Origin of the sequence: Streptomyces armeniacus (genome assembly GCF_003355155.1) — a bacterium.
Classification (GTDB): Bacteria; Actinomycetota; Actinomycetes; order Streptomycetales; family Streptomycetaceae; genus Streptomyces; species Streptomyces armeniacus.
This window is the reverse complement of sequence record NZ_CP031320.1, coordinates 6,664,211-6,680,347: the sequence shown is the minus strand read 5'-3', so window position 1 is coordinate 6,680,347 and position 16,137 is coordinate 6,664,211. Positions and strand designations below refer to the sequence as shown.

Here is a 16,137-nt window from a genome sequence, read left to right as displayed (position 1 = left end):
AGTGCGCGGTCACCGGCACCGCTGTGGCCGACCTCGGGCACCGGGCCGGGGACAAGGCCGGCGGAGCGCGCCGGACCGGTCGTCCACGAGCAGGCACGTGGGACACCTGCCCGGGTGCGGGAGCAGCACCCGGGCGCCGGCGGGTACGCGCTCAAGCGCCGCCGGACGGCCCGCGCGCCCAACCGCCCCCGCGCGTTTCGGGTGAGGCCGAAACACCCTGCGGCGCTGCCGCGGACTGCGCATCGTTGCCTGTGTCAGTCCGTGAGGCAAGGGGGAAAGCGTCATGAGCAAGATCCGTATGGGCCTGGTGGGTGCCGCGGCTCTGGGCACGACGGTGTTCGTGCTCCCGGCCGGGAGTACACAGGCGCAGCCTGCGCAGGCGGCTGTGTGCAGGGGTGAGACGATCAAGATCGACGGTGGCAAGCTGGAGTACGGGGAGTGTTCGCAAAACGGGATGCGTGAGGTGAAGGGCACGCTGAACGACACCAAGGGCAACGGCCGTTGCGTCTACGCCAAGGTCGTCTTCAAGCCGTCCGGCGAGACCAGGGACTACAAGGACTGCGGCGGCGAGGTCACCAAGATCACGACGGGCTGGGAGAAGGCCTCCGACGCCGAGGTGACCTTGCGCTGAAACGGTCCGGCCCGCGCGGCGGTGGCACCCCGCGGCGGGGATGAAGCCGTACCCGCGGCCGGGGCCCGGAGCGCCGCTCGTGGGCGGCCCGCATCGTCCGCCGGGCCCGGCCCGTACCCGGGCCGGGCCGTCCTCACCCGCCGGACGGGTTCGCCGCGGCGGAAGTTGCGCTGAGTGGCCGGCGGTGAAGGCCGCGAACCCGGCACGGGCATCAGGCCCGGCGCCCGCGTCGGGAAAAAGCGCCCTCGCCGAGAGCGTTCCGAAGTCCCCCGCTCGCTCGCCGGGCGGGCGGTGAGGGTACGGCCGTACGTGTGGCGGAGGGGGTGGAGCAGTGTGCCGCCCCGGGAGTGCCCGTGCCCGGACGGCCGGGCCGCCGGAGACCCTGCGGAGGCGAGGCCGCGCAGCACGCCGGCCCGGCCACGGTGCACCGTAGCGTCCGGCCCGGCCACGGTGACGCACCCAGCGCTTCCCGTACGAGGACCGAGACGGACCGTTCAACCGGAGCCCCGGGCACGGAATGCGGCCCGGGAGTGAGGGAGCCGGCGCCGGTCAGTCCGAGACCGCTGTCCCCCGCGGCCTGAAGCCGCGAGGTGTCGGCAAGCACCACGGCGGGCCGCCGGCGTACGCGCGCAGCGCCTCCTCCGTGATGTACGGGAGCGGTGCGCCCGCTCTCTCCGGGCGGGCCCGGCAGCCGGCGGCGGTGACACGCCCGCGGAACCGGACCCCGCTCCTCGCGCGGTTCACCGACGGCCTGCACGGTCACCGCACACGGGTACCCCGCGAATGTGCGGACACCCGACTCGCGAGGCACGGCCGGCACCGGCCCGGACCCCGCGGCCCCCTCCCGAGGCCCACCAAGGCGCCCGCGACGGATGCGGGTCAGAGGGTGAAGCCGCGGGGGAAAGGGTCCGAGGGGTCCAGCAGGTACTGGCCCATGCCCGTGATCCACGCGCTGCCCGTCACCGTCGGCACCACCGCCGGCACACCCGCCACCTCCGTCTCGGCCACCAGCCTCCCGGTGAACCGCGTGCCCAGCAGCGACTCGTTCACGAAGTCGCGCCCCAGCGGGAGTTCACCGCGGGCGTGGAGCTGCGCCATCCGCGCGCTGGTGCCCGTACCGCACGGGGAGCGGTCGAACCAGCCCGGGTGGATCACCATCGCATTCCGCGCGTCGCTGCCCCCGCCGCGCGCAGCGGCGGCAGCCCCCGGCCTGCCCGCCCCGGCCCCCGACGCGCCCGGCGCGGCCCGGGGGGTGCCCGCCGCCGCGGCCTCCGGTGTGCCCGCAGCAGCGGCGGCCCCGGGTGTGCCGGGGGCGGTGAACTGCACGTGTTTGCAGCCCCCGATGCCCGGGTCGGCCGGATGGACCGGCCGGGTTTGGTCGTTGATCGCGGCCATCACCGCCAGTCCGGCCTGGAGCATGCGGTCCTTCGCCGTCTTCTCGAACGGGATGCCCAGCTCCTCCAGCGGCACCATCGCGTAGAAGTTCCCGCCGTACGCCATGTCGTAGCCCACCCGGCCCCAGCCCGGCACCTCGAGGGCCGCGCCCGTCTCCAGGGCGAACGCGGGCACGTTCTCGATCGTCACCGCCCGCGCCCGCCCCTCCTGGACGGCGACGTCGGCGGTGACCAGCCCCGCCGGGGTGTCCAGGCGTACGCGGGTGACCGGCTCGACGACATCCACCATGCCGGTCTCCACCAGCACCGTGGCCACCCCGATCGTGCCGTGCCCGCACATCGGCAGGCAGCCCGAGACCTCGATGAACAGCACGCCCCAGTCCGCCTCCGGGAGCACCGGTGGCTGAAGGATCGCCCCGCTCATCGCGCCGTGGCCGCGGGGCTCGTTGACCAGCAGTTCGCGCAGGTGGTCGAGGTGGGTGAGGAAGTAGGTGCGGCGCTCGGCCATCGTCGCGCCCGGGATGACGCCGAGGCCGCCGGTGACCACCCGTGTCGGCATGCCTTCGGTGTGGGAGTCGACGGCGGAGAAGTACCGTGCCGCGCGCATCTCACGCCCCCGCCGGGCAGTGCGCGTGGAGGTGGTCCACGGCGCGGCGCATGTCCGCTTCCAGCCGGGCCCGTTCGGCCTCGGGGAGGGGGCCGCGTGGAGGGCGGCACGGGCCGCCGTACCGGCCGACGGTGTCCATGCCGTACTTGATGGCCTGCACGAACTCCGTGCGTGAGTCCCAGCGGAAGGCGGCCACCAGCGGCTCGTACAGTGCCCGCGCTTCCGCCAGGCGGCCCTGGCGGGCCAGGGTGAACAGGCGGGCGGACGCGGCGGGGAACACATTCGGGAACCCCGCGAACCAGCCCGTCGCGCCCATCAACACAGCTTCCAGGGCCACGTCGTCCGCACCCGCCACCACCGTCAGGCCGGGGGCCTGTTCACGGATGTGTAGCACGCGCCGTACATCGCCGGAGAACTCCTTGACCGCGACCACGCCGTCCAGCTGCGCGATCTCGGCGACGGCCTCGGGGGTGAGGTCGACGCGGGTGTCGAAGGGGTTGTTGTAGACCATCACCGGCAGTCCCGCCGCGGCCACTTCCTGGAAGTGGTGGACCACCTCCGCGGTATTCGCCCGGTACATCGTCGGGGGCAAGCACAGCACCCCGTCGGCGCCGTCCTCCGCCGCCCGCTCCGCCCAGGCGCGGGCCTGGTGCGCGCCCGGGCCGTGGACGCCGACGACCACGATGCCGTCCTCCCCCACCGCCTCGATCGCCGTACGCGCGACCGCGCGCCGCTCGCTGGAGGTCAGCGAGGAGTACTCGCCCAGCGACCCGTTCGGCCCCACGCCCCGGCAGCCGTTGTCGACCAGCCACCGGCAGTGCTCCGCGTAGCGGTCCAGATCCACGCGGAGTCCCGCGGGGGCTCCCGCGTCCTGGGCGTAGGGCAGCGCGGTCGCCACGATCACTCCGTCGAGTTTCTCCTGCGTCATTCCTGCTCCTCCTCGGCTGGCCCGGCACACCCGGCTGGCCCGGCGCACTCGGCTGACCCGGCTGGCCCGGCGCGCTCGGCTGACTCGGATACGGGGCGATCCGGCGGCGGCTGCACGGACGGACGGTCCACCGGCGGCGGCTGCACGGGCGGACGGTCCACCGGCGGCGGTTGCCCCTGCCGCGGCTGCGCCTGCGATGGGTCCACCGGCGGCGGGTCCGCCTGCCGCGGCTGCACGGACGGAGGGTGGACAGGCGGTGGGTCCGCCGGCGGTGGTTGCGCCTGCCGCAGCTGTACGGGCGGCGGCTGCGCCTGCCGGGGGTGCGCCTGCGGTGGGTCCGCCTGCGGTGGGTCCGCCTGCCGGGGCTGCACGGGCGGTGGTTGCGCCTGCCGCAGCTGTACGGGGGTTGAGGGCTCGGCCAGTTCGCCCAGCCGCAGCGGCGCCGCCAGCGGGCGGCCCGCGAAAGCCGTGCCGGGGTCGGGGAGTCCGGTCAGTTCCGCGACGCTCCGCCCGCACACCCGGCCCTGGCACAGCCCGAGCCCCGCCCGGCTGACCAGCTTCACCGCCCGTACGCCGGCCGCACCGCGCTCCCGGACCGCCCGGCGCAGCTGGCCGAAGGTCACTTCCTCGCAGCGGCACACCACCGTGTCCTCATCCAGCCAGCCCCGCCAGCCCTCCCGTACCGGATGGGCCCGCTCCAGCGCCGCGGCGAACCGGCGCCCCGCCCGCACCCCCCGCATGGCGCGTACGGGGGCGCGCACCGTAACCCCGGCCGCGCGCGCGGCCGCGGTCCCGGCGACCGTGCCCTCCTTCGCGGCGAGGAGGGCTCCCCCGATGCCGGTCACCTCACCGGCGGCGAACACGCCGGGCACCGAGGTGGCCTGCGCGGCGTCGACGGTGACGAAGCCGCCGGATGTCGCGCAGCCCGCGGACAGCGCGAGTTCCAGCTGCGGGGTGAAGCCGTAGCCGACGCACACCGCGTCCGCCTCGATGCGCCGCCGGGTGCCCGGCAGCAGGTTCCAGTCGTGGTCCAGCCGGGCCACCGTCACCGCCTCCACCCGGTCCCGGCCGTGCGCTGCGATGACCGTGCTGCGCTGCCGGCAGGGGATGCGCCGGCGAGCCAGCAGGGCGGCATGCCGGGCCAGTTCACCCGCCTTCCCGCGGCCCGCCCACACCCCGCCAAATCGGCGAGCCAGCCGCCGGGGACGGCGTTGGCCTCCCACACCCCCGCCACCCGCGCGCCCACCTGTGCCAGTGACGCGGCCACCGGCAGCAGGAACGGGCCGGTGCCGGCCACCACCACCCGCCGGCCCACCGGTACGCCCTGGCCCTTCGCCAGCGCCTGCCCGGCGCCCGCCGTGCACACCCCGGGCAGGTCCCAGCCCGGGAACGGCAGCACACGGTCGTACGCCCCCGTCGCCAGCACCAGCGCCGGGGTGTCCACGGTGCGGCCGTGGCGGCCCGGCCCGTCCGCCGGACCGCAGCGCAGGTGCACCCGGTGGCCCCCGCCGTCGTCGTCGGGGAGGTGCTCCAGCGCCCACACCTCCGCCTCCGGCACATGCTCCACACCCTCCGGCAACGCCAGCCGGGCGCCGGGGTGCAGCGTGTTCTGCCGGTGGTACTGGCCGCCCAGCAGCGGCCCGGAATCGGCCAGCACCACGCCCGCACCCGCCCCGGCGGCGGCGCGCGCCGCCGCCATCCCGGCCGGACCGCCCCCGACCACCACCACCGGGCCGGGGCTCATGAGGGCAGCTCCGCGCCGTGCTGCGTTCGTACCTCGTCCCCCTCGGCCAGCAGCCGCCGGCAGGCGCGGACATCGGGCACGCCGTTGACCACCACCAGGCAGTCGAAACACACCCCGATACCGCAGAAGACCCCCCGCGGGCGGCCCTCGCCCCGCGTCGTACGCCACGACACGCGGCCCTCCGCCAGCAGCAGCCCGGCCACCGTCTGGCCCGGAAAGGCGTGCCGTTCCTCGCCGTCCACGCGTACCCGCAGCAGGCTCCCGTTCCCGTTTCCGTTCATCACGCCTCCTGCATGAGTGCGGGCCGGCCGACCCGGAACGGTTCCGGATCCACCGCGGGCCGTTCGCCCGTGCACAGATCCGCCAGCAGCCGCCCCGTGCCCGCCGCGAGGCCGATCCCCGCCCCCTCGTGCCCGGTGGCGTGCCACAGACCGGGCAGCCGCGGGTCCTCACCGATCACCGGCAGATGGTCCGGGGCGTACGGGCGGAAGCCGCCGTAGGCGCGCATCACCGGCACACCCTCCAGCACCGGGAACAGCCCCAGCGCCTTCCGTGCCAGCACGCCCAGCACCTCCGTGCGCAGCCGGTCGTCGAACCCGACACGTTCCCGGCTGGAACCGATGAGCACCGTCCCCGCCCGCGTCGACTCCACGACCGTGGAGGTCTGCAGGTCGGCGTCACCGCTGGCGACCGCCCCCACGTAGTCCGCGTCGTATACCTTCCGCCGTACGACACCCGCCGGGAGCGGCCCGGTGACCAGCACCATGCCCCGCCGCGGCAGCACCGCCAGCGGTACGCCCGCCGCCGCGGCGAAGCGGCCCGACCACGGACCGCACGCGTTCACCACCACAGGGCACGGGATGACGCCCCGCGCCGTACGCACCCCGCGTACCGCGCCCGCCCCATCCCGCAACACTCCCCGCACCGGCACCCCGGAACACACCTCACCACCCCGGGCACGGACCGCGGCCAGCAGCGCGGTCGCCGCCAGCACCGGCTGCAACTGGGCGTCCTCGGGATAGTGCACCGCCGCCGTCAGATCCCTGGTCAGGTACGGCTCCAACTCCCGCGCCTGCCCGGAGCTCACCGGGTCGGCCCGTACGCCCACGGCGCGCTGTGCATCCGCGAACGCGGCCAGCGGCGCGACCGCCTCCCGCGTGGTGGCGACCACGAGGCCACCCTTGGCCTCCCACTCCGCTTCCGCTCCACACGGGCCGAGTTCCTCACCCAGAGCGGCCAGGAGCCCGGGCCAGCGGCGGCGGGAATCACGGGCCAAGTCCAGTTCCGGGCCGGGGGCCTTGTCGGAGACCAGTACGTTGCCCTCGCCGGCGGCCGTCGTCCCACACGCCACCGGCCCCCGATCCAGCACGTGCACACACAGCCCGGCCGCACTGAGCGCCTCCGCACACGCGGCACCGACCACGCCCGCACCCACCACCACGACATCCGCCGCGCGTGCCGCCACACCCACACACCACCCCACCAGCCGTTCATTTAAATGAACGCTTTTGAGGCTAGGGACCCGCCGCGGACACCGTCAACCCCCCACCCCGTCCCCCGTCTTCCCCTCCGACTCCCCCGCCGCCGCCGCCGCGCACGTCCCGGCGGGCGCCGGCGGCCCCGCGTCGGCCGGATACTCCAGCATCAGCACCGAGGTCACCGGCCCGCCCGCCGTCTCGTAGACGTGCGGCGCCCGCGCCGCGAAACACACGTAATCGCCCGGACCCAGCTCGTACGGCGACTCCGGCGGACCCACCCTCAACCGGCCCGAGGTCACCACCACATGCTCCCGCCCCGGATGCCCGCCGGAATACTGCCTCTCCCCCGGACGGACCCGCTGGTCGTACAGCTCCAGCACCCGGCCGGTCACATCCAGCCGCCGCAGCATCCGCAGATCCACCGCATTGCTGCTGAGCACCTCCAGACCACCGGAGCGCACCAACACCACATCGGGCACGGCCTGTTCGGTCAACAGAGACGACACCGGAACACCCAGCGCGTTCGACAAACTGAACACCGTCTCGATCGTCGGATTCCCCGACCCCGACTCGAGCTGGGACAGCGTGCCCTTCGCGATACCCGACCGCCGCGCCAACTCCGACAGCGTGATACCGGCCCTCTCCCGCAACGCCCGCAGATTCACCGCCAGCACCCGGCCGGCCTGTTCCTGGACCACGCGCCCTCCTCCCGTACGCCAGGAGGCTACCCGCGCAGCCGACACACGACAGACACACCACCGCACCCCGACCACCCACAGAACAACCAGAACACGACGGCACACGGCAATACACAGCGGTGGTGGTACACGGCGGTACACACTCACCGGCACACGTACAACCGGGAACGGTGATACACGGCGGGGCACGCTCACCGGCACGCGTACAACCGGGAACGGTGGTACACGGCGGGGCACGGCGGGACACGCTCACCGGGCACGCGTACAACCGGGAACGGTGGTACACGGCGGGGCACGGCGGGACACGCTCACCGGGCACGCGTACAACCGGGAACGGTGGTACACGGCGGGGCACGGCGGGACACGCTCACCGGGCACGCGCCCAGCAGGCCGCCCCGTGCCTGCCGCACACGACGGTGCACAGCGGGGCGCGCTCACCGGGCACGCGCCCAGCAGGCCGCCCCGTGCCTGCCGCACACGACGGTGCACAGCGGGGCGCGCTCACCGGGCACGCGCCCAGCAGGCCGCCCCGTGCGTGCCGCACACGCCGTACCAGCCGTCCGCGGCACGCGCGCGGCAGACACCCGCCCGCGCTACGCGTACGCGATCAGCAACGCTTCGAACTCGCCGCCTGATACGCCAGCGGCGACCCCGCCGGACGGACCGCGCCCACGGCGGCGGTGCAGTCCCTGACCGTGTCGGTGGGATACGACCAGTACTCCTGGCCGTTGCTGTCCGTCCAGGCCCGGGCACCGAGAACCTCGTCCTGCGAGTAGCTGTAGACCGCGGAGTTGACGTCGTAGTCGCCGTGCTTGTCACGGAAGCCCTGCCACACCCACAGGTAGCCGTAGTTCTCCTGGCACGTGGGCGAATAGAACTGCTTCACCGAGGCGATCGTCTCGCTCCCGCGCTTGACGTAACCGGTGGTGCCGATCTGATACGCATCCGGACAGACCCCGACAGCCTCGGCCTTCAGGCTTCGCGGGTTGCCCTGGGCCGACGGCGCCGTCGATTTCGCCGGGGCGCGCTTGGAGGAATCAGGAACGGGACCGCTGCCGGCCGACGCCGTCGCGGCCGGGACCAGGACGAAGGCACACGCGGCCGCCGCCACCGCGAACTTACGTGAACGCATGAATGGTTCCCCCCCTGCTGTCTGTGTGTGATGTCCTCCGAAAAAAGCCCGGGCCCGAGCGTTCGGCTGCCAGATAAGACACACGAGACCGGCAAATGGTTGTGGTTGCCTCACAACGGCCGGTAAACGGACAAGCGGAATGAGGCGGTCACCCGCACCGGCCCGTCGAGTCCCGCGGCACGGCCCGCCGCCTCCCCCTCCCGCAGATGATGATGCGTCGGCCCCATCGACACCAGATCCGCCACCTCACCAGGCGTCAACGTCACGGCGTACTCCCGCAGCCGAGTCTCCACGTGCCGGAAGAACGCCGACAGAGTGCGGCCGAGCCGTTCCTCCTTGGCCCCGTCGACCGCCAGCATGCCGAACGCATCGCGCAGCTCGGCCATGTGCCGGGACGTCGGCGTCACCACCAGCAACACGCCACCGGGCCGCAGAACACGACGGAACTCCCGCCCGTTACGCGGCGCAAAAACATTCACCAGCAGATCCACCGAGTCCGTACCGACCGGCAACGCCTCCCACACATCCCAGGTCGCGGCAGCGGCCCGGGGATGCACCCGCGCGGCACGGCGCACCGCGTACTTGGAGACGTCCAGACCCAGACCCACGGCCCCGGGCAGGGCCTCGAGCACAGCGGCCAGATAGTAACCGGTGCCCACACCCGCATCCAGAACAGCCGCGCCAGGCCGGCACAACGAGACAGCCCACCCGGCAAGCGCACCGGCAAGCGGCGCGTAATGACCCCCACGCAGAAACGCCTCACGCGCCCCCACCATCACGGCCGTATCCGCACTCGCCGCCCGCACACCCCCGCCCAGCAAACCCACATAACCCTGCCGGGCGATGTCGAACGAGTGCCCCACCGGACACACGAACGCGCTGCCGGACCGAGCAAGACGCGCCCCACACAAAGGACAGCGCAACAGGTCAAGGGCAGTACGAGCAGGGCGCGGAGAGCCGCCGGGAGTAATGTGCATCCCCCACATCATGCCGCGCAGAACGGGCGGGACGTACGGCGCGGGGCAAGGCCCGAACGGCGGTCGCGCTCGTACACGCGCGTGGCCGAACACGCGCGGGTGACCGTACAGCGGGCGTGCGTACGCGTGGCCGTACGACACGCACGCGTGACCATACGACACGAGACGCGGCACACGGCACACGGCACGCGACCGAACAACAGGCGACAGACGGCAGACGGCAGACGGCAGACGACGAGCGGTGCGTGGGCGCACACACACGGGCCGAGTGTTTGGGGTTGCACCTTCCGTAGCGGCATGTGGTCCGGTGGACTTACGTCCCGATCCCTTGAGGAAAGGTCCCTGCTCATGCGTACGTCCTTCATGCCACCCCGCCAGGTCAAGATCGGTGACGCGGCGGCCTTCGCAGGCAGCACGCCACGGGCGATTCGCCATTACCACCAGATCGGCCTGCTCCCCGAGCCTGAGCGGGGCGGCGATGACCGCCGCCGCTACGGGTACGAGGACATGATCCGCCTGCTGTGGATCCGCAAGATGGCCGACGCCGGGATCGCCCTGGACGACATCCGTGACGCCTTCACCACCGGCACGGCTTCCGCCGGTGCGGACAGCGGAGACAGTATCGCGGGCATCCTGGAGCGGTTGGAGGAAACCCTCGCCGAGCAGGAGGCGGAATTGCGGCGGCAGCGGACCGCCGTGCAGCGGATGCGCACCGAAGGGAGCCGGATGGGCCTGCTCTCCGACCTCGTCACCGAACGCCTCAAGAACCTGCCCGAGGGCTCTCTGCGTCAGGCGGACCTGGACAGTCTGCTGGTCACTGAGCGGATCTTCGGCCCGCTCGGCGCGGCCGTCCAGGCCACCCGCTTCGTGGTCCTGGCCACGCATCCCACGCTGCGGGAGGATTCCGACCGCATCGATGACGCCGAGGAGGCACTTGATGACAGTGTCGCCGTCGATGATCCACGAGTGGCTCAAGTGGCCGTCGAGCGGCACGCCTTCGAAAGCGCCCTGCACGCCGTCATCGAGGAGTCCGGCCTGGATAAGGACGACGATGACCTCTTCGACGCCTGGGACGCTTTGCACCCTGCCACCACCGATGACGGCGACGGCGAGGCCGACCTCAACTCTGGCAGGCGGGAGGCTGACTCCATGAGCGTGTTCGAAGCCACCGGCAAGATGCCCTACGACTTCTCCCCAGCCCGCCTGCGCTGTATGGAACTGGCCCTAGAACTCTCCCTCCAAGACTCACCCGCTACCTAAAACACGGCCTAGGTGTATTGACCCGCAGGGTTGTTGACGCGGGTGATGGGCGGGTGTCCGTCGAGTGCGGTGTGGCAGCGGTGGTGGTTGTAGGTGTGGAGGAAGTTTGCCAGGGCTGCGGTTCGCTCGGTGTTCGAGGTCATCGATCCCCGCCGAAGCCGACGTCATCACAGCCTCGGTACGCAGCGGATTGATCTCCGAAACCGCGCCGACGAAGGTCGTCTTACCCACGCCGAACCCACCAGCCACCACGATCTTGGCCGAGGTGGCGGCACGCGGCGTCGGCGCCCCGTACCCCATCTGACTCGTCTGCCCCATCTGAGGGCTAGAGCTTGCGAAGTCCACTGAGCACCCTTTCCAGCAAGGTCACATCGGGGGCGCCGCCCGGTTCGGAGCCGCCGCCAGGCTGGTGAATGGCCACCATGCCGGCCTCGGCCAGGTCGGCGACGAGGATCCTGGCCACGCCCAGCGGAATGGCCAGCAGTGCCGAGACCTCCGCGACCGACTTGACCTCCCGGCACAGGTGGCATATCCGCTGGTGCTCGGGGAGCAGACCCTGCAGATGCATCGGATCGGCGCTGGTGCTCACCAGGGCCTCGATGGCCAGCTGGTAGCGCGGCCGGGTCCGGCCACCGGTCATGGCGTACGGCCGCACCAGCGGTTGGTCGCCTTCACCCCCGTACGACGCTTGATAGTTCGAGGCACCGTACGGGCCGGGCGAGGCGGGCGGCGGGGTCATGGCTCCTCCGGGCGAGGCATGAGGTCTAAGCGGACTGTGGTGCTCATGTGGGGGGAGCTGTCAGTCAGTTGAGGATGCTTCCTTGGAGCTCGGCACGGACATCGGGGGTGAGGACGGTGCCCGCACGGTCGACGAGCAGCGCCATCTCGTACCCGACAAGACCGATATCGGCCTCCGGATGCGCGAGCACCGCCAGCGACGAACCGTCCGAGATGGACATGATGAAGAGGAACCCCCGCTCCATCTCCACCACCGTCTGGTTCACGAGGCCGCCCTCGAAGATCCGGGACGCGCCCGCGGTGAGCGAGGTCAGACCCGACGCGACAGCCGCCAGCTGGTCGGCCCGGTCGCGCGGGAAGCCCTCGGACAACGCAAGGAGCAGCCCGTCGGCGGAGACCACCACCGTGTGCGACACACCCGGGGTGTTGTCCACGAAGTTGGTGATCAACCAGTTCAGGTTCTGCGCCGCCTGGCTCATCGGACTCAACTAACGCTCCTGCTGGTAGGTGGGGCCAATGCCATGGCCGTCAGTGGCCTGTCGGCCCTGCCGGATGCCACGACGGAGATTGGTCAGCCGCCCGCGCACATCATCGGGCGCACGCGAGACCTGTGGACCGGACTGGGCCGTCGACTGCTGCTGCGCGGTGCCCGCCACCAGGTTGGCGCGGGGCACACGGCGCGGCAGACCCGACGTGGTGACACCTCCGGCGGCGGGCTGGCGGAGCTGCTCCGCCTGGCGCCAGCGTTCGTCGTTCGGAGCTGCTCCCCAGTTGGCCCCCGCCGGTTCGCGGGTGCCTCCGGTGCCGGAGCCGCCGCCGTCCTCGGCGCTGCCGCGCGCGGACTGGCGCTGCGGCATCGGAGGCGTGGCGGAGGCCGAGCCGGGACGCGGTGTGGGCGCCTGCGGCTGCTGCGAGTCGTCGCCGCCCTGGTCCTGCTGCTGTGCCGGCTGCGACGAGCGGGTGCCGCGGAACCAGTTCGATTCCATCGACTCGAATATGGGGGTGGGCGTGTCGGCCGAGGCCGGCGGGCCCGCGGGTATGCCGAAGTCCGGGTCGTTCCGGGGGGCTTGGGGCAGCGGGAACTCGCCGGTTCCCTGGGCGTTCTGACCGCTCCCGGCGGGCAGGCCCGGCTGGGCGTACTCGCCGGTGTCCTGCGGGCCCTGGCCCTGACCCTGACCCGGGTGACCGGGGCGGGCGTACTCGCCGCCGGTCTCCGTGTCGTCGTGGCCGCGCGGCGCCTCGTCGGCACTGGCCCAGCTGGGGCGCTGCTCGCCCGTGCCCGTGCCGGACTGGCCGCCCGGAACGCCCGCGGGCGGCGGGCCGTTGAAGTCGGGCCGGTCGAACTGCGCGGTGTCGCCCGGTCCTCCGGACTGCTGCGGCGCCTGCGCCGGCTGCTGCGGGAACGGCGCCTGGGGGAACGGGGGTTGCGGGAACTCACCCGTGTCACCCGGACCGCCGGACTGGGGCTGCTGCGGCACGGGGTACTCACCCGTGTCACCCGGGCCGCCCTGCGGCCGCTGCGGCATCGGGAACTCACCGGTGTCACCGGGACCGCCCTGCGGCCGCGGCGGCAGCTCGCCGGCGGGCCCGCCCCGTACGGGCAGCGCGGTCGGGCGCTGCGGCGACGGGGCGCCGTTGCCGCCGGCGGGCGGGCCGGGCGGCGAGCCCAGCGGGCGCTGCGGGGCCGGAGCGCCGTTGCCGAAGAAGTCGGTGGGAGTGGCGCCGCTGTCGGCGCCGACGGGCGTGCCGCCCCGCGGCCGTACGGGCAGCCCCGTGCCGGGCGCCTGCTGCGGCTCGTCGCCGCCGTCCCCGCCGCTGCCGGGCAGCGCGGGGCGCGAGGAGGCGCCGCCCACCTGGCCGCGCGGGGGCACCGCACCCAGCCGCGTCGTCTGGCCGACGCCGCCGCGCGGCTCGCGCTGGAGCGCGGCGGCCAGCCCGGTGCCCTTGGGGGCGCCGGCACCGCCGGGGGCGCCGGGACCGCCGGGAGCGGCGCCCGGCTTGCCCTTGGCGCCCTGCGCGCCGCCCTGGGCGACGTCGACGGGCAGCATGACGAGCGCGGTCGTGCCGCCGGAGTCGGAGGGCCGCAGCTGTATCCGGATGCCGTGCCGCAGGGACAGGCGGCCGACCACGAAGAGGCCCATGCGGCGGGAGACGGAGACGTCCACCGTCGGCGGGTTCGCCAGCCGCTCGTTGATCGCGGAGAGGTCCTCGGGCGACAGCCCGATGCCGGTGTCGTGGATCTCGACCAGCACCCGCCCGTCGGGCAGGGCGTGACCGGTGACCTTCACCTTCGTCTGGGGCGAGGAGAACGAGGTGGCGTTCTCCAGCAGCTCGGCCAGCAGGTGCACGAGGTCGTTGACGACGCGGCCCGCGACCTCGGTGGTCGGAACGGAGCTCAGCTCGATGCGCTCGTACTGCTCCACCTCGGACGCGGCGGCACGCAGCACGTCGACGAGCGGCACCGGCCGGGTCCAGCGGCGGCCCGGCTCCTCGCCCGCGAGGACGAGGAGGTTCTCGCCGTTCCGGCGCATACGGGTCGCGAGGTGGTCCAGCTTGAACAGCGACGACAGCTGGTCGGGGTCGGCCTCGCGGGACTCCAGCTCGGAGATGAGCGACAGCTGGCGCTGGATGAGGCCCTGGCTGCGGCGGGAGAGGTTGGTGAACATCGCGTTGACGTTCCCCCGCAGCAGCGCCTGCTCACCGGCGAGCCGGACGGCCTCGCGGTGGACGTCGTCGAACGCGGAGGCCACCTTGCCGATCTCGTCCCGGCTGTGCACACCGACGGACTCGACCGAGGTGTCCACGTCCTGCGGCTCGGCCTCGGACATCTGGCGGACCAGCTCGGGCAGCCGCTGCCGGGCGACCTCCTGCGCGGTGTCCTGCAGCCTGCGCAGCGACCGGACCATGGAGCGGGCCACGACGAACGCGCCGACCAGGGAGATGCCGAGGACGAGGAAGATGATGGCGCCGTTGATGATCGCGTCGCGCTGCGCCTCGGAGCGGAGCTTGCGGGCCTGCTGCTCCATCTCGGAGAGCAGCGTGGCCTCGATCTTGCCCATCTCTTCGATCTTGCTCTTGTCCTGGTCGTACCAGTCCATGTACGAGCGCTGCTCGCGCTTGATCCCGTCCGCGGACTTCAGCACCCGGTCGCGGTACGTGTCCGCCGCGGTGATGTTGACGATGCCGCCCTCGAGCGGCTTGAGCAGCTCGGCCGCGCCCTCGCCGTTGATCTGCCCGAACGTCGTGAGCTTGGCGTCCTCACTGGCCATCGCCGTACTCGCGTAGAGCCGGTCGGTCTGGGACAGCTCGGGGCCGTCCTTGCGGGCCAGACCGGCGCTGATGATCGCCCGCTGGACCGACGCGAACTCCTTCGCCGACGAGAACGCCGACAGCGCACGCGTGCTCTGGATCATCTCGCTGTTGCTCGTGGCCTGGGCCATGTCGAGGGAGAGTCCGAGCAGCGACTCGATCAGCCGGCTGTACCGGTCGACGGTCTGCGACGTGTACTCAGGGGTGTCGTACGCGTCCTCGCGGATGTCCTTGATGTTGTTCAGCTGGCGGGTGATGTCGACCACGGTGGTCTGGACACCGGACATCACCTCGTCGTCGGCGTTGATGTCGCCGGTGGCCTCGTTGAACGCCTGGCGGGCCCGGTCCGTGTCCTCACGGCTGGCGACGACCGAGTCGTCCTTCTCGTTGCCCGTGCTGACCAGCGGGCCGGCCGACTTGTCCCGCTCCTCCTGGAGAGCGGCGGCCAGCTCGGTGGCGTGCTCCGTCATCTCGGTGAGGAGCTTCATGTTGTCGAGCTGCTTGACGTCGTCCAGCGAGTCGTTGATGCGCAGGCCACCCAGGGCGGTCGCGGCGACTACGGGCAGCGTGAGCAGGGACACCAGGCGGGTACTGATACGCCAGTTGCGCAGGGCGAGGCGTGACCCCGGGCCGGTCGAGCCCTTGGCCTTCCCTGCACCCTTGCCGTCTCCTTCGCCCTGTGGAGCGCCCGCGGCGCCGCCGGAGTCCGCGGCGGCAGCGGTGGTCCCGCTCCCCTGGGCGCGCTGAGGTGAGGAGGCGCGGTCGGTCGAACCACGCAGCTCCGGGTCCCCCACCGTGCTGCCATCCCTCTTGAAACGTCCCTGCACTAGCGTCGCAACCTCTGGACCAGGCGTCCCGCCGCTTGGGACGGTGGGACGGTATCGAGTCATGGGGGTTCCAGGGCCCCCTGGGCGTTCGTGAGTGACCGGCGCGTCCCCTTTAACCGCCGCGCGGCGCTTCTCTGCGCCCCCTGCGCGCCGGCTGATGTTCCCGCGGCGGTCCGTGGAATTCCAGCACAGTGCCGGATCTCCAACAAGACCTGTGGATAACCCTGTGACATGCGTGACGCTATGGAGACGCCGCGTTACGTGCTGTAGAAATCATTGCCCGCGATACCGGACTTATCCGTACGAGCATCTCGCCCCGTCACACTGCCCCGGTAGCACTCCGAGCACACGGAAGCTTCCCTTCCGTCCTAATTGCCCGATTACCCATAGGGTGGCGACTGTGCCTTATGTCGG

14 protein-coding genes and 2 pseudogenes are annotated in these 16,137 nt (G+C 72.5%); 2 read left to right on the top strand and 14 right to left on the bottom strand.

Annotation, left to right across the window (positions count from 1 at the left end; genetic code table 11):
- The first annotated feature begins 283 nt into the window (after positions 1-283).
- Positions 284-631 (top strand): hypothetical protein, encoded by a 348-nt coding sequence (locus tag DVA86_RS29170; protein WP_208882796.1) that lies wholly within the window; start codon positions 284-286, stop codon positions 629-631.
- Positions 632-1,510: 879 nt separating this feature from the next.
- Here the strand turns inward: DVA86_RS29170 and DVA86_RS35035 are convergent.
- The 9 genes from DVA86_RS35035 to DVA86_RS29125 all read right to left on the bottom strand — a co-directional run bounded on the left by DVA86_RS35035 (position 1,511) and on the right by DVA86_RS29125 (position 9,589).
- On the bottom strand, positions 1,511-2,632 hold the full coding sequence (locus DVA86_RS35035; RefSeq protein ID WP_222623380.1) for a proline racemase family protein: 1,122 nt from the start codon (positions 2,630-2,632) through the stop codon (positions 1,511-1,513).
- Between the two features lies 1 nt (position 2,633).
- Complete coding sequence (locus tag DVA86_RS29155; RefSeq protein ID WP_208882794.1) at positions 2,634-3,560, bottom strand: dihydrodipicolinate synthase family protein; 927 nt, start codon at positions 3,558-3,560, stop codon at positions 2,634-2,636.
- A complete protein-coding gene (locus tag DVA86_RS36175) occupies positions 3,557-4,609 on the bottom strand; it encodes a (2Fe-2S)-binding protein (RefSeq protein WP_342776381.1) in 1,053 nt (350 codons plus the stop codon). The genes DVA86_RS29155 and DVA86_RS36175 overlap by 4 nt, the downstream gene beginning before the upstream one ends.
- Positions 4,606-5,304: an FAD-dependent oxidoreductase gene (locus DVA86_RS36170; protein WP_342776380.1), complete on the bottom strand. Its 699-nt coding sequence runs from the start codon at positions 5,302-5,304 to the stop codon at positions 4,606-4,608. The genes DVA86_RS36175 and DVA86_RS36170 overlap by 4 nt, the downstream gene beginning before the upstream one ends.
- Positions 5,301-5,585 carry a (2Fe-2S)-binding protein gene (locus tag DVA86_RS29145; RefSeq protein WP_208882793.1) on the bottom strand — a complete coding sequence of 95 codons (285 nt, stop codon included), beginning with the start codon at positions 5,583-5,585 and terminating at the stop codon, positions 5,301-5,303. Before DVA86_RS29145 ends, DVA86_RS36170 begins: the two co-directional genes overlap by 4 nt.
- Complete coding sequence (locus DVA86_RS29140; RefSeq protein WP_245997319.1) at positions 5,585-6,769, bottom strand: NAD(P)/FAD-dependent oxidoreductase; 1,185 nt, start codon at positions 6,767-6,769, stop codon at positions 5,585-5,587. Before DVA86_RS29140 ends, DVA86_RS29145 begins: the two co-directional genes overlap by 1 nt.
- A gap of 72 nt (positions 6,770-6,841) precedes the next feature.
- Complete coding sequence (locus DVA86_RS29135) at positions 6,842-7,480, bottom strand: helix-turn-helix domain-containing protein (RefSeq protein ID WP_208882791.1); 639 nt, start codon at positions 7,478-7,480, stop codon at positions 6,842-6,844.
- A 607-nt stretch (positions 7,481-8,087) separates the two neighbouring features.
- Entirely contained in the window at positions 8,088-8,612 is a 525-nt protein-coding gene (locus DVA86_RS29130; RefSeq protein ID WP_208882790.1) for a hypothetical protein, read from the bottom strand.
- Positions 8,613-8,722: 110 nt separating this feature from the next.
- A complete protein-coding gene (locus DVA86_RS29125) occupies positions 8,723-9,589 on the bottom strand; it encodes a putative RNA methyltransferase (RefSeq protein ID WP_208882788.1) in 867 nt (288 codons plus the stop codon).
- 348 nt (positions 9,590-9,937) lie between these two features.
- Here DVA86_RS29125 and DVA86_RS29120 point away from each other — a divergent pair, with 348 nt between their 5' ends.
- Positions 9,938-10,849: a MerR family transcriptional regulator gene (locus tag DVA86_RS29120; protein ID WP_208882786.1), complete on the top strand. Its 912-nt coding sequence runs from the start codon at positions 9,938-9,940 to the stop codon at positions 10,847-10,849.
- An 8-nt stretch (positions 10,850-10,857) separates the two neighbouring features.
- Here DVA86_RS29120 and DVA86_RS36345 read toward each other — a convergent pair.
- The 5 genes and pseudogenes from DVA86_RS36345 to DVA86_RS29100 form a co-directional block, all read right to left on the bottom strand.
- Positions 10,858-10,989: pseudogene (locus DVA86_RS36345) on the bottom strand (IS481 family transposase); the annotation flags it as partial.
- Positions 10,964-11,194 (bottom strand): annotated as a pseudogene (locus DVA86_RS29115) (ATP-binding protein); the annotation flags it as partial. The pseudogenes DVA86_RS36345 and DVA86_RS29115, both read right to left, overlap by 26 nt.
- The gene (locus tag DVA86_RS29110) at positions 11,175-11,588 is read right to left on the bottom strand and encodes a DUF742 domain-containing protein (protein ID WP_208882784.1); all 414 of its coding nucleotides are present in this window, start codon (positions 11,586-11,588) and stop codon (positions 11,175-11,177) included. The gene DVA86_RS29110 and the pseudogene DVA86_RS29115, both read right to left, overlap by 20 nt.
- 64 nt (positions 11,589-11,652) lie before the next feature.
- Positions 11,653-12,066 (bottom strand): roadblock/LC7 domain-containing protein, encoded by a 414-nt coding sequence (locus DVA86_RS29105; protein ID WP_208885319.1) that lies wholly within the window; start codon positions 12,064-12,066, stop codon positions 11,653-11,655.
- Positions 12,067-12,075: 9 nt separating this feature from the next.
- Positions 12,076-15,723: a sensor histidine kinase gene (locus DVA86_RS29100; protein ID WP_208882782.1), complete on the bottom strand. Its 3,648-nt coding sequence runs from the start codon at positions 15,721-15,723 to the stop codon at positions 12,076-12,078.
- Positions 15,724-16,137 lie beyond the last annotated feature (414 nt).